Here is a 13,217-nt window from a genome sequence, read left to right on the forward strand (position 1 = left end):
GAGTTAGTCAAGTACTGTATCAAATACGCCTTCATTATCTAGAAAATCCCTTAATTTAGCGTAGTTAGGGTCTTCCTCCAATAAGTTAAATTGGATAATTTCTGCAGCATCATTTCTCGCCGTTTCAAGTGCTCGATAATCATGAATCATATCTGCCACCTTAAAATCTGGTAATCCACTCTGCTTCGTTCCAAAGAAATCCCCTGGACCACGTAATTTTAAATCCTGCTCTGATAACTCGAAACCATTATTCGTTTCGGTCATAATCCGCATTCGCTCTTTACCTGTCTCACTTTTCGGGTCGGCAATTAGAATACAATAGCTTTGCTTATCTCCTCTACCAACTCTTCCTCGTAATTGATGTAATTGCGATAGTCCAAATCGTTCCGCGTCATAAATGACCATAATGGTCGCATTTGGCACATTAACACCTACTTCTACCACCGTGGTAGAAACGAGTACTTGAACTTCATTAGCTGCAAATTCTTTCATCACTTGATCCTTATCAGTTGGATGCAATCTCCCATGCATCAGTCCGACACGTATAGATGGTGGATAAAAATCAACTAATTGATTGTATAAATCAACAGCATCCTGAATATCTAGTTTGTCTGACTCTTCAATAAGCGGACAAATGATGTAGGCTTGTTCACCAGCTTTAATATGGTTTTCTATAAATCCTAGTACACGATCGAACGTATTTGCCTTCGTCCAATAGGTTTCTATTTCCTTTCGCCCAGCAGGCATTTCATCAATGACCGACACATCCATATCACCAAAAGCCGTAATAGCAAGTGTCCGTGGGATTGGAGTAGCAGTCATAAACAACACATCCGGATGTAATCCTTTACTAGAGAGTGCTCGTCTTTGCTCAACCCCAAATCGATGCTGTTCATCTACTACAACAAGACCTAAATCAGCAAAATGCACCTCATCCTGGATTAGTGCATGGGTACCTACTAGTATATCAACTTGGTGATTTTGTAGATCTGCTAAAATCTCTTTTCGCTTCTTCCCTTTTACAGATCCCGTAAGTAGCTCTACTCTTGCCAGCTCTCCAAACATTTCCTTTAGAGATTGGTAATGCTGTTCTGCTAATATTTCCGTCGGGACCATTAAGGCACCCTGCTTAGTTGCCGTAATAGTAGCATAGAGTCCAATAGCAGCTACAGCTGTTTTCCCTGATCCAACATCCCCTTGTAGTAATCGATTCATTCGATAGGGAGATTTCATATCCGATAAAATTTGATTTAATGATTTAGTTTGTGCATTAGTTAAAGAGAACGGGAATCCTTTAATGAAATTTGCCACTTTCGCCTCATCATAATGTTGTGCATTCCCCATGGAAGACTCTCTACGTCGTTTTCGTAATAGCTGTATTTTCAATTGAAACAATAGAAATTCTTCATACGTAAATCTTCTTCTTGCATGTTTTAAAGCGGTTCGGTTTTCGGGGAAGTGCATGGTTTTAATCGCATGGTTACGAGTCGGGATCTTATAGGCTGTTATCATATCAGGAGGTAAAATCTCTTCCACTTTGTCTCCGAAATCTTGGATAGCTTGTTGAATAGCCTTTTTCAGTCGAAAACTTGTTACATCGCCTCTAACAGAATAAATAGGTTGTATATCGGAGGATTTTTCCATGGAGCCTTTTTGATAGTTACTGACCGTTATTTGTAAACGATGGGCATCCCACTTACCGGTTAATGTAACGATATCCCCTACATTAAGTTGCTTCTTCGCGAACGCCCGGTTAAACATCACTACCTTAACGGCAATATTCTCTACTTCAACATTAAACGAAAGGCGAGATTTTTTTCTTCCAAAATAGGAAAGAGAAGGGGTGTTTAGTACCCTTCCCTCAATCGTTACTTTATCCTCATGAATTAATTCACTAAGCGGAAGAATTTCTAAAACATCATATCTTGAAGGAAAATACAGCAAAAGATCCTCCACTGTATGAATATTTAATGCCATTAAATCCTCTGCAAATTTCTCCCCTATTCCCTTTACTTCGGATACAGAATAATCTAGCATAATTTATCACTCTTTCTAAACAGACCTTCTAGAAAATCTTCTTCACATATTTCTAGAATTAAAAAATTATCTTACACAAAATGCTCATTATAGATCGATGTTCATTAACCAAAAATCTTTTCTTTTAAAAATCTACCTGTTGGTGTATCAGCTAAGCCACCCTCACCGGTTTCTCGTAAACTTACAGGCATTTGTCTTCCAATCCGGTACATCGCACCAATTACTTCATCACATGGGATACGGCTTGTCACTCCAGCTAAGGCCAAGTCAGCTGAGACAATGGCTAAAGAAGCACCACCCGCATTCCGCTTTACACATGGAACTTCAACAAGTCCAGCAACTGGATCACATACAAGTCCTAACATATTTTTTAATGTGATGGCAAATGCATCTGCCGATTGCTGTGGGGAGCCACCTGCCATTTCTACAATCGCAGCGGAAGCCATGGCACCAGCAGAACCTACTTCTGCTTGACATCCGCCTGCTGCGCCAGAAATAAATGCATTATTCGCAACAACTAATCCGAATGCCCCTGCCGTAAATAAATAGCGAATCATTTGCTCACGTGTTGGGTTCAGTTGTTCTTTAACAGCAAATAATGTCCCCGGAACACAACCTGCACTACCAGCAGTTGGCGTAGCACATATCACACCCATTGCAGCGTTCACTTCATTTGTTCCCATTGCTTTACTAACCGCATCTAGCATTAAATGTCCAGACAATGGTGTCTTCTCTCGCATATAGGTTTGAACTTTAACAGCGTCCCCACCGGTTAGACCAGTTACTGATTGAACCCCTTTTAAGCTATCTTCTATCGCTTTTTCCATCACTTGCAGGTTCTTTTCCATTTCTGCAAATACTTCTTCACGTGTTTTATTTTTAACATCCATCTCTTGACGGATCATCACTTCAGAAATTAACATATTTTCTTTCTCAGCAATTTCTACTAATTCCGCAACAGTTCGGAACATGGTACTTCTCCCCTTTAGCTAACGATTTTTGCAATTTGAATGATGTGGTCAGCCTTTTCTAATTCTAATAGAATTTCATCTTCAACATTTTGGTCAACCTCAATAACCATTAATGCTTCTTTGCCGACATCCTTACGATTAACTTCCATATGGCCAATGTTAATTTCATGCTTCGCTAATATTTTGGTTACCGATGCAATGGCTCCAAATCTATCATTATGCATAATAAGTACAGCTGGATGATTACCAGATAACCTTAATTCAAAGCCATTTAGTTCTGTAATTTCGACCTTTCCTCCACCAATGGATATCCCAACTATCTCTAATTGTTCTTCTTCATCTCCAATGACCATACGAACAGTATTAGGATGGTCTGTTTTCGCACTATCTTCAATAAACTCTATTTTAATTCCTTCGTCCTTCGCTATATTCAATGCATCTCTCATACGTATATCATCTGTCTCAAATCCCAATAATCCACCAGCTAAAGCAAAGTCAGTTCCATGCCCTTGATAGGTTTTGGCAAAAGAGCCATATAAGTATATTTTAGCCCATTTCGGTTGTTTTCCAAACAAATTACGGGCAGCCAACCCAATACGTGCAGCGCCTGCAGTATGCGAACTTGATGGCCCAACCATAACTGGACCAATAATATCAAAAACAGAATTGTATTTCATCTTGACACCGCCTTCATACTCTTATCAATTTAAACATCTATTGTAAATTATAACAAAAACTATTATAATATTCATTTGTGGATTATAGAATAACATAATTATTTTATAATCGGGTGGGAGAGGGATACGAAGAAATTAGGAATTTACATGCCTATATTTTCCAAGTATACAAAGAAAACATATCGGAATGAAATTATCGCTGGTATTATCGGTTATCTAACAACAGTGTATATTGTTGTTGTAAACGGATCTATTCTTAGTGAAGCCGGAATATCAGTAGAAGCTGGTATGATGGCTACGATTTTAGCAAGCTTTGTCGGCACCTTGATTATGGGGTTATATGGCAGATTACCACTAATTCTAATACCTGGTATGGGAATTAATGCTTTATTCGCCTATTCCATTATTCAAGGAAATGGACTAACCTTCCAAGAAGGGCTCGCTGTCGTATTAGTAGCATCCTTGCTTTTCTTAGTAACAGCATTTACCAAATTAGGACTGCTCCTAAAAGAAGCTATACCAGATTCGTTAAAACACGGTATAAGTGTTGGGTTAGGGCTATTCCTTATATTAATTGGACTTGAAAAAAGCGGTTTGATAACGAATGGTGAAAGTACCATTATATCAATCAGTGATTTTAGCTCACCAACTATTCTAGTTAGTATCCTTACATTATTTATTGCGATATTTTTATTTGTTAAAAATGTACCAGCTAACTTTCTGATTACGATGGTAATTGGTACGATATTAGCTTACTGTTTTGGCATTATAGAATCTGGTACGACGATGAATCATGTAAGTAGTAACCTAGTGTTTATGCCATCTTTTTCAGCCATAAATGAACTTTCATTTTGGCTAGCAGTATTTCCGCTAGCTATGATATTGATTTTCGAGAATATGGGACTACTGAATGGGCAGCTAGCGATGTTAAAGCGTGGAGAGATCGCGTATCAAAAAGGTTATAAAACGACTGCTATCTCATCAATAGCAAGTGCTTTCTTAGGGACATCGCCAACTGTTTCTGCAGCTGAAAATGCTGCCGTTATTGCTTCTAAAGGTAAAACAGGAATGACGGCGATAATTGCTAGCTTATTATTTCTAGCTACTATCTTCATAATACCTTGGATTACCATGATTCCCAATGTAGCAATTAGTCCTATCTTAATCATAGTAGGCTTTCTGATGGTACAAAATATTCGTCACATTCCTTTAGATAATATTTCAGAGGCTATTCCAGCATTCTTAATTATTGTCATGATTCCGTTTACGTATAGTATTGCTGACGGTATGGCATTTGGATTTATCGCCTATCCAATTGTTAAGCTTGCTTTAGGTAAACAAAAAGAATTATCTGCTGCTATTATGGTTATCTCTTTACTCTTCATTTGTGACTTCGCATTAAAAATAGCAGGTATATAAGGAAAAAGAAAACCGAACTATCTGTCAATCATAAAGATTGACAAATAAGTTCGGTTTTCCTTTTATTAAACTGTATTACTCAACAGAGAAAATATAAGAATAAATTGGTTGATTTCCATTGTGTACTTCTATCTCAACATCTTCATAATTCTCTTCTACATAACTTACTAATTCATTCACTTCATCTTCTGACACATCTTCACCAGATAAAATCGTAAGGATTTCATCGTCTTCGGTAATTAATTCTTGGAATAATTGTTTTACCGCTTCTAGACGGTCTTTATCGGTCGTTACAATTTTACCTTCAGCAATTCCCATGAAGTTACCATTTTCAATGGATATGCCATCAATTTGTGTATCTCTAACCGCATAGGTAATTTGTCCGGTTTTTACATGTGAACTAGCTTCCAGCATATTTGCTTTATTCGCATCAAGATTTTCTTCTGGATGGAATGCGAGCAATGCACTAATCCCCTGTGGAATCGTTTTAGTTGCAACTACCGCAGCATTAACTTCCGATAATTCAGCCGCTTGCTCTGCAGCCATCACGATATTTTTGTTATTTGGTAGTACAATTACATTCTTGGCATTAGCCTGATTGATTGCATCCGCAATGTCTTGTGTACTTGGATTCATCGTTTGGCCGCCTTCTATTACTACTGTTGCTCCCAGACTCTCAAACAATGCCTTTAAGCCAGAACCCATTGCAACCGTCACAATTCCGAACTCTGCTTTCTCTTTTGGTGTAGCCGGTTTAACAGGCTCACCGACAATAGCAGTATGCTGTTCACGCATATTTTCGATCTTCATATTGATTAAGCTACCATGGCGTTGACCAATCGTTAATACATTACCAGGATATTCTGTGTGAACATGCACTTTAACAATTTCCTCGTCAGAAACAACTAATAGCGAATCACCATGTTGACTTAATTCATTACGGAATTCAGACTCATCAAAAGGATTTTCCTGTAACTTGTCTTCTTCAAATTTCACCATAAACTCTGTACAATAACCAAATTCGATTTCAGAAGTATCCATAAAATCCTGTGCAGATTTATGATGTTCCGCATTTATCATATCATCCATCTCAACTACGTCATCTGGTAGTTCTTCACCTTTTAACGCTGATAAAAATCCTTCATAAACCGTTACAAGACCTTGTCCACCAGAATCAACTACACCAACCTCTTTAAGAACTGGTAATAAATCTGGTGTGCGCTTCAAGGAAGCTTTAGCTTCTTGTAGAACCTTTTCCATCATAACAATTACATCATCTTCTTGTTCACCTATTTCTACCGCTTTTTTCGCAGCATCTTTAGCTACTGTTAGAATGGTACCTTCTACTGGTTTCATTACAGCCTTATACGCTGTTTGCACACCAGAATCAAATGCAAGCGCTAAATCTTTAGTTGTTAAGGATGTCTTTTTATCCATCCCTTTTGCAAACCCTCTAAAGATCTGGGAAAGAATTACACCAGAATTCCCTCTTGCTCCCATTAACAATCCTTTAGAGAAAGCGTTTGCCACATCGGAAATACTTTCCGATTTATTTTTCCGTACTTCATTTGCACCAGAAGTCATCGATAAGTTCATATTCGTTCCAGTATCACCATCTGGTACCGGAAATACATTTAAAGCATCAATTTTCTTGGCATTATTGGTTAAATGGTGAGCTCCCGTGAGCACCATTTGTGAAAACATAATACCGTCAAGCTTTTGTACTGCCACAATAGTTCCTCCCTTAGCAGGGTAGCAAAATTAATCTTTTGCTACACGTACCCCTTGTATGTAAATATTTACGGAATCAATTTCAAGTCCTAATGTTTTACTCAAGGTGTATTTCACTTGAGATTGTACATTATGTGCAACTTCAGATATTTTAGTACCGTAACTAACAATAATATACATATCAATATGTAAGGAATTGTCTTCTTGTCTAACTACGATTCCTCGAGAATAATTTTCCTTACGAAGAATCTCTGCAATACCATCTCTGATTTGACTTTTAGATGCCATTCCAACAATACCGTAGCATTCAACAGCTGCACCACCAGCAATTGTTGCAATAACTTCATTCGTTATAGTTACATGACCATCTTTGGTATTCAATTCAATGGACATTATAATCCTCCTTAGACAACATTATCTTACCGATATTTTACTACAATTATTATGTTTTTGCACATCACGTCATTATTTCAATAGAAATTGATTTAAGGCAAAACAAGTATATAAATAGAATTTCAACACTTTTTGCCTCTTACTACAATGAACGATTACATTCATTCTGTCAAGTGAAAATTCTTTATATACGTATTGCAATCTTTTCGTAGTTATGGTAAATTGTATAAGTATTAACTTGACTTTTGTTTAGAGTAGGAGGGATTAACATGGCTAGAAAATGTGTTGTTACTGGACGTAAAACAACTAGTGGAAACCAACGCTCACACGCTATGAATTCCAACAGACGTAAATGGAAAGCTAATGTGCAAAAAGTTCGTATTATGGTAGATGGAAAACCAAAACGTGTTTATGTTTCTGCACGCGCACTTAAATCAGGTAAAGTGGAACGCGTATAATATATACCTAATTCATTTTACTGATACATTAGTTATTAGCTAAAAGCACCCAAACTAAACGGGTGCTTTTTTCTATAGTTTTATAGCTTTCTAGTCCATTTAACAGTACCCGAGGGAATTCACTTTATGTGTTGTTTATCAATGCTCGCACTGTTCTCGCTTGCATCTCACTAAGGTAAAGCACGATAGTTTAAATTCAGCTTTATTATAGTTGAACTAAATACGAGCCACAGGCTTGGCAATTCCTCCCGCATAATAAATTCCTCAAAAAAACTGCTTCTGCCAAGTATTGACAAAAGCAAAACAAAGCCTTACTTATCTTTCTTAAAAATACCAATTACAACACGTACAAATCCGCCAATTACTCTAGGGAGCTTAATCGTATAAAATTTCATAAGTTCGCCCTCCTCCATTTCCAAACACGCTTCATGAATCGCTTTTTTACCTAATCACGACTCCTTACAACTAATACTATGCCATCATCAAATGAAAAAGTACCATTATTTGAGATTAGCTTGTTTGAAATAGAAAGAGTGGATCCCATATGTATCGTTGCCTTCGATAGCGGATAATAAAATCCTTCGAGTGTAAGTCCACTGACTTCTTGTGTTAATGGAATAAACGATACAATCGGGTAATTCTCACATCTCTTAATCGTATAAGAACCCGCAAACTTCAGTTCAAGATGGTTCTTACTATCGATCACAGCTCCACCAATATTCTTTTTAACCAATTGTTGTAATAACTGGATATTGATTAATGTGTGGTCTAATCTGCCACCTGTTACACCAAAAAAGTAAATCATCGTTGGACGCAAGGAAATTGCAAGCCTTAAAGCAAGCTCCAAGTCGGTTTCATCTTTTTCCACGTTATGCTGTTCAAACCGCTTTGCTTGTATCTTTATTTGTTGGAGTTCTCCATCATTTACCGAATCGAAATCACCTATAGCATAATCTAATTCTATATTTTGTTGGATAATAGAAAGAGCCCCTCTATCGGCTCCAATCCAAATATCTATGTTATGTTGATAGTGAGATAAATTTGGAATTAGATGAGAAGGGCCATTTCCAATAATTGCTATATTTACCATTTCTTCTATCCTCTACATTTCACATGCTTTACGAATATCTAATATTGCTTTTGTCCGATCCTCTTGATTAAACACTGCACTACCTGCCACTAACACATCTGCTCCAGCATCAACACATTGTTTCGCTGTCGATACATTTACTCCACCATCAACCTCAATTTCAAACGTATAGCCATTTTCTTCACGCCATGTTGCTATTTGCTTAATCTTTTTTAACGTTGATTCAATAAACGACTGACCACCAAATCCAGGGTTCACAGTCATAATTAACACTAAGTCCACATCACCTAATACATCACGAATCATTTCTGCAGGTGTACCTGGATTAATGACAACCCCTGCCTTTACATTATTTGCTTTAATTAATTGGATTGTTCGATGTAAATGGACACTAGCCTCCTGATGAACCGTAATAATCGATGCTCCAGCCTTTACAAAAGCAGGAATATATTGATCTGGATTTTCTATCATGAGGTGAACATCTAACGGTAATTTCGTTGTTGGCTTAATAGCTTCCACAATCAATGGACCAATCGTTATATTGGGTACAAAGTGACCATCCATGACGTCAACATGAATATAGTCTGCATTCCCTTTTTCCACATCTTTTATTTCTTCCCCTAATTTTGCAAAGTCTGCTGATAATATAGATGGTGCTATTTTTACCATGTTAATACCTCGGCTTTCGTGTTTGTATTTCTTCCAAAAAACTGATGTAATGGTCATACCGATATTTTGGAAGTTCTCCGTTTTCTACTGCATCTTTTACTGCGCATTTTGGTTCTTTTGCGTGTAAACATCCCCTAAATTTACAGTATTCCTTCCTTTCACGCATTTCAGGGAAGCAATCCGACAACTCTTCTGCTTCAATCTCATCAAAATCCAACGCGCTAAATCCTGGGGTATCCGCAACTAACCCATAATTAATTTCAATTAATTCGACATGTCTAGTCGTATGTTTCCCTCGTCCGAGACTTTTGGAAATATCCGCTGTTTTTAATTGCGTGTCAGGACTTAATACATTAATTAAAGAAGATTTTCCTACTCCAGATTGTCCAGCAATTACAGTGACGTGGTCTTGTAAATAGCCTTGTATTCGCTCAGAATCCATCGTTTTCTTAGTAGAAAACAGCTCTGTCCTATACCCTATTGCTTCATAGTCTGCTTGATATTTTTGAATGACCTGTAATTGTTCTTCTGTAAGGAGGTCTATTTTCGTAATAAAGATAATGGGTTGAATACCCTTTGCCTCAATTAATACTAAGAACCGGTCCAGTAAGGTCGAACTAAATTCCGGCTCGATTGCGGAGCTGACTATAATGGCTTGGCTAATGTTCGCAATAGGAGGACGAATTAATTCATTCGTCCTTGGTTTTATTTCCGTAATATAGCCTTCTTTATCCTCACGAATATCAAAGGATACAAAGTCACCTACAAGTGGTGTAATATTCTTTTTACGGAATACTCCCCTACCTTTACATTGAAATATATCCTTAGTTGTTTGTACATAGTAGAAGCCACTCAAAGCTTTAATTATTCTGCCCTCTGGCATTTATTCACCCTCTTCATATGAAATCGTCTCATCATAAATTACTTCATTATCACGCATTACTCGATACCTCGCCTGACTTTTCTGTTCAATCATTAAGTCTATATTTATTTCGGTATCTTCCGTGATTGACATTTCTTCATTAGCAACCGTTATATCAGGATTGTTCATATCCTGTATATAAATGGTAATTACTTGTTGTATCGGTTCATTGTTTTCCTCTTCCTCCAACGTATATTCAATTGGAAGTGTCACGGAATAGGATCTTGGAGGTAATATTTCTGGACCGATAGAGAAATAGACATTTACTTTATCACCTTGATTTAATTCTGTTTTAGCTCTAGGGTCTTGTCTAATAACCTGACCTTCTGGTACGGTATCTGAGTACTCCTCATGAGGCTCCATTATTAACCCTTTTGCTTCAAGATATCCTCTCGCCTCTTCTCTAGTTAATCCAGTTAGATTATCCAGTTCGATAGGTTCTTTCCCTTTACTAACTTCAAAAATAACTGTCGTTTCTTCCGGAACTACCTCATCTCCAGGATCTGGCTGAGTTTGCTTGATAATGACACCAGCAGGTTCGTCCGAAAACACCTCATAAATTTGCGGTGGCTTATATCCTTTTTCTTCCAGTAATCGTTCGACATCTCCAATTTGTCTACCAACATAATCGCCAAACATATCTTTTGCTTTACCTTCACTAACATAAACGGTTATCGTTTGTCCTTCTTTAATCGTTCGACCTGGTCTTGGATTTGTTTTGACGACTTTTCCTTCCTCTATTTCATCATGAGGCATATCTTCCCTTTCGACAACTAAGTTAAGGGCTTCTAATTCATCTTCTACTTCACTAAATTCTTGACCGATTATATCCTCTGGTATCGTAACATCCTTCGGTTTCGTTAGTCCAGGAACGATAAACAGAAGGGTAGCCACGATTAACAAAAGCAAAAAGGATAGAATAGAAATAATAAGTATTTTTTTCTTATTGCGCTTTTTCTTTGTTTTTCCTTTTGCTGTAGAAGTGCTTTTGCCTTTTCCCTTTGACTTCTCTTTATCTTCTACCTTCTTTGTTTCAGCATTTGCCTGATGAACAATCGTATCATGATGGATATTTTCAAGTTGGTTCTCCGTAATAATTGGGATAGCTTTAGTTTCTTCTCCTATTTCTGTTGGTGGAGTGAATTTAGGTTCGTCCAACCTATCAGGAGAAAGTGCCAATTCCAAATTATCTTCCATATCATAAACGGTTTCAAATCGATGAAAAGGATCCTTCGCTGTCGCTTTAAGTACGATATTCTCGACACTTTGTGGAACCTCAGGGCTAAACCTACGAACGGATGGTGTTTCACTTTGTAAATGTTTCAGTGCAATGGAAACCGGGGATTGTCCAGAAAAAGGCAATCTACCGGTAAGCATTTCAAAAAATACGATACCTAATGAATAGATGTCTGATTTTTTCGTAGCCATTCCGCCTCTTGCCTGTTCAGGAGACAAATAGTGTACAGAACCTAATACAGAATTAGTTTGCGTTAATGATGTTGCACTTAACGCCATCGCAATACCAAAGTCTGTAACTTTAATATGACCATATGTATCAATTAAGATATTTTGCGGTTTTATGTCACGATGAACAATTCCATTCTCATGAGCGTGAGATATCGCTGCTGTGATTTGCTTCATAATTTCGATTGCTTCAGGTACATCGATCGGACCATACCGCTGAATAAATTCTTTTAATGTCATCCCATCCACATATTCCATCACCATATACAAAATTTGGTCCTCTTCACCAACATCATAAATGGTTACGACATTCGGATGTGACAGGCTCGTGGCAGACTGTGCTTCACGATCAAATCTAGCAATAAATTCTTCATCATTGGCATATTCCAATCGCAGCACTTTTATAGCTACTTTTCGATCTAATATAATGTCTTCGGCTAGGTAGACGTCTGCCATTCCGCCTCCGCCAATTTTTTCTTTTATTTGGTAACGCTCACTAAGCAAACGACCATTTAGCATGGTGGTTCACCTTCTTCCAACGATGCTTCATGCTGTATGATGATAAGAGAAACATTATCCTCCCCACCACGTTCATTTGCTAAATCAACTAATCGTTTGCCAACCTCTTCAATATCTTCAGTAGACTTTAAATAATCAGCAAGCTCTCCGTCATGTACTTTATCTGTTAAACCATCTGAGCACAATAATAGTCTGTCTCCAGCTTCCCAATTAATGGTTTGGATATCAGGTTCAACTAATTCATTCGTTCCTAAAGCTCTAAGGACAACATTTTTTCTCGGGTGGTACATCGCGTCATCCTTTGAAATTTGTCCCGATTGAACAAGTGCATTGACTAACGAGTGGTCTTCTGTAATTTGTTTAAATCTAAAATCGTTGAATAAGTAGCATCTACTATCACCAATATGAGCAACCGTAATAAATTCCCCTGTACAGACAGCAACAACAACAGTAGTGCCCATACCTTGGCATTCTTCCTTTTCTAGTGATAGTTGATATATAGACGTATTTGCATCCAGTAGAGATTGTTGTAACCATTCTTCTACTTCCTCTGGGGAATCAAAGCCTTTGATTTCTTTCCATTTCTTCTTCAAAATGGTCGTCGCCATATCACTAGCAACATCTCCTGCTTGATGGCCACCCATACCATCAGCAATAATTGCCAGATATTGTCCGTGACTGTTTGAGAATATTCCACCAGAGTCTTCATTATGTGCTCTCACTTGACCACGATCCGTCAAAAAATGTCCTTCCATTTCTACCACCCCTTTTCTTTAGCATCATTCTACTTTTGTACATAAGTATTACACACTTTTCAAATTAAGAATATCCTTTTCTAGTACTTTATACTGTCAGCATATCCATTCT

At 37.6% G+C, this 13,217-nt stretch carries 13 protein-coding genes; 2 read left to right on the forward strand and 11 right to left on the reverse strand.

Going from position 1 to position 13,217, the window contains the following annotated elements:
* Positions 1–3 precede the first annotated feature (3 nt).
* The 3 genes from recG to sdaAB form a co-directional block, all read right to left on the reverse strand.
* A complete protein-coding gene (gene recG / locus AAIB49_RS00960) occupies positions 4–2,037 on the reverse strand; it encodes an ATP-dependent DNA helicase RecG (protein WP_343456943.1) in 2,034 nt (677 codons plus the stop codon).
* Between the two features lie 104 nt (positions 2,038–2,141).
* Positions 2,142–3,008 (reverse strand): L-serine ammonia-lyase, iron-sulfur-dependent, subunit alpha, encoded by an 867-nt coding sequence (sdaAA, locus tag AAIB49_RS00965; protein ID WP_339215379.1) that lies wholly within the window; start codon positions 3,006–3,008, stop codon positions 2,142–2,144.
* 14 nt (positions 3,009–3,022) lie between these two features.
* Complete coding sequence (gene sdaAB, locus AAIB49_RS00970) at positions 3,023–3,685, reverse strand: L-serine ammonia-lyase, iron-sulfur-dependent subunit beta (protein WP_211741500.1); 663 nt, start codon at positions 3,683–3,685, stop codon at positions 3,023–3,025.
* 147 nt (positions 3,686–3,832) lie between these two features.
* Here sdaAB and AAIB49_RS00975 point away from each other — a divergent pair, with 147 nt between their 5' ends.
* The gene (locus AAIB49_RS00975) at positions 3,833–5,104 is read left to right on the forward strand and encodes an NCS2 family permease (protein WP_343456944.1); all 1,272 of its coding nucleotides are present in this window, start codon (positions 3,833–3,835) and stop codon (positions 5,102–5,104) included.
* A gap of 75 nt (positions 5,105–5,179) precedes the next feature.
* On the opposite strand, the gene AAIB49_RS00980 is transcribed toward AAIB49_RS00975, so the two are convergent.
* Both AAIB49_RS00980 and AAIB49_RS00985 read right to left on the reverse strand, forming a co-directional pair.
* A complete protein-coding gene (locus AAIB49_RS00980; protein WP_339215382.1) occupies positions 5,180–6,835 on the reverse strand; it encodes a DAK2 domain-containing protein in 1,656 nt (551 codons plus the stop codon).
* A gap of 30 nt (positions 6,836–6,865) precedes the next feature.
* On the reverse strand, positions 6,866–7,228 hold the full coding sequence (locus AAIB49_RS00985) for an Asp23/Gls24 family envelope stress response protein (protein ID WP_186868632.1): 363 nt from the start codon (positions 7,226–7,228) through the stop codon (positions 6,866–6,868).
* A 269-nt stretch (positions 7,229–7,497) separates the two neighbouring features.
* On the opposite strand from AAIB49_RS00985, the gene rpmB reads away from it, so the two are divergent.
* On the forward strand, positions 7,498–7,686 hold the full coding sequence (rpmB, locus tag AAIB49_RS00990; protein WP_186868631.1) for a 50S ribosomal protein L28: 189 nt from the start codon (positions 7,498–7,500) through the stop codon (positions 7,684–7,686).
* A gap of 311 nt (positions 7,687–7,997) precedes the next feature.
* Here the strand turns inward: rpmB and spoVM are convergent, their stop codons facing one another.
* The 6 genes from spoVM to AAIB49_RS01020 are packed head-to-tail and all read right to left on the reverse strand — an operon-like array spanning position 7,998 to position 13,105.
* Positions 7,998–8,099: a stage V sporulation protein SpoVM gene (gene spoVM, locus AAIB49_RS00995; protein ID WP_339215383.1), complete on the reverse strand. Its 102-nt coding sequence runs from the start codon at positions 8,097–8,099 to the stop codon at positions 7,998–8,000.
* Positions 8,100–8,131: 32 nt separating this feature from the next.
* Entirely contained in the window at positions 8,132–8,776 is a 645-nt protein-coding gene (locus tag AAIB49_RS01000; RefSeq protein ID WP_211741503.1) for a thiamine diphosphokinase, read from the reverse strand.
* A 12-nt stretch (positions 8,777–8,788) separates the two neighbouring features.
* Positions 8,789–9,445 (reverse strand): ribulose-phosphate 3-epimerase, encoded by a 657-nt coding sequence (gene rpe, locus AAIB49_RS01005; protein ID WP_211741504.1) that lies wholly within the window; start codon positions 9,443–9,445, stop codon positions 8,789–8,791.
* A 1-nt stretch (position 9,446) separates the two neighbouring features.
* Positions 9,447–10,328, reverse strand: a complete 882-nt coding sequence (gene rsgA, locus AAIB49_RS01010; protein ID WP_339215384.1) for a ribosome small subunit-dependent GTPase A — start codon at positions 10,326–10,328, stop codon at positions 9,447–9,449.
* Positions 10,329–12,350 (reverse strand): Stk1 family PASTA domain-containing Ser/Thr kinase, encoded by a 2,022-nt coding sequence (pknB, locus tag AAIB49_RS01015; RefSeq protein WP_211741506.1) that lies wholly within the window; start codon positions 12,348–12,350, stop codon positions 10,329–10,331. It abuts the gene before it with no gap.
* Complete coding sequence (locus tag AAIB49_RS01020; protein ID WP_343456945.1) at positions 12,344–13,105, reverse strand: Stp1/IreP family PP2C-type Ser/Thr phosphatase; 762 nt, start codon at positions 13,103–13,105, stop codon at positions 12,344–12,346. Before AAIB49_RS01020 ends, pknB begins: the two co-directional genes overlap by 7 nt.
* Positions 13,106–13,217 lie beyond the last annotated feature (112 nt).

Source organism: Ornithinibacillus proteolyticus (assembly GCF_039581225.1).
GTDB lineage: Bacteria > Bacillota > Bacilli > Bacillales > Amphibacillaceae > Ornithinibacillus > Ornithinibacillus massiliensis.

Coding starts and splice junctions, on each gene's coding strand:
- recG (WP_343456943.1), bottom strand. CDS start 2,037: ATGCTAGATTATTCTGTATCCGAAGTAAAGGGAATAGGGGAGAAATTT.
- sdaAA (WP_339215379.1), bottom strand. CDS start 3,008: ATGTTCCGAACTGTTGCGGAATTAGTAGAAATTGCTGAGAAAGAAAAT.
- sdaAB (WP_211741500.1), bottom strand. CDS start 3,685: ATGAAATACAATTCTGTTTTTGATATTATTGGTCCAGTTATGGTTGGG.
- AAIB49_RS00975 (WP_343456944.1), top strand. CDS start 3,833: ATGCCTATATTTTCCAAGTATACAAAGAAAACATATCGGAATGAAATT.
- AAIB49_RS00985 (WP_186868632.1), bottom strand. CDS start 7,228: ATGTCCATTGAATTGAATACCAAAGATGGTCATGTAACTATAACGAAT.
- rpmB (WP_186868631.1), top strand. CDS start 7,498: ATGGCTAGAAAATGTGTTGTTACTGGACGTAAAACAACTAGTGGAAAC.
- spoVM (WP_339215383.1), bottom strand. CDS start 8,099: ATGGAGGAGGGCGAACTTATGAAATTTTATACGATTAAGCTCCCTAGA.
- AAIB49_RS01000 (WP_211741503.1), bottom strand. CDS start 8,776: ATGGTAAATATAGCAATTATTGGAAATGGCCCTTCTCATCTAATTCCA.
- rpe (WP_211741504.1), bottom strand. CDS start 9,445: ATGGTAAAAATAGCACCATCTATATTATCAGCAGACTTTGCAAAATTA.
- rsgA (WP_339215384.1), bottom strand. CDS start 10,328: ATGCCAGAGGGCAGAATAATTAAAGCTTTGAGTGGCTTCTACTATGTA.
- pknB (WP_211741506.1), bottom strand. CDS start 12,350: ATGCTAAATGGTCGTTTGCTTAGTGAGCGTTACCAAATAAAAGAAAAA.
- AAIB49_RS01020 (WP_343456945.1), bottom strand. CDS start 13,105: ATGGAAGGACATTTTTTGACGGATCGTGGTCAAGTGAGAGCACATAAT.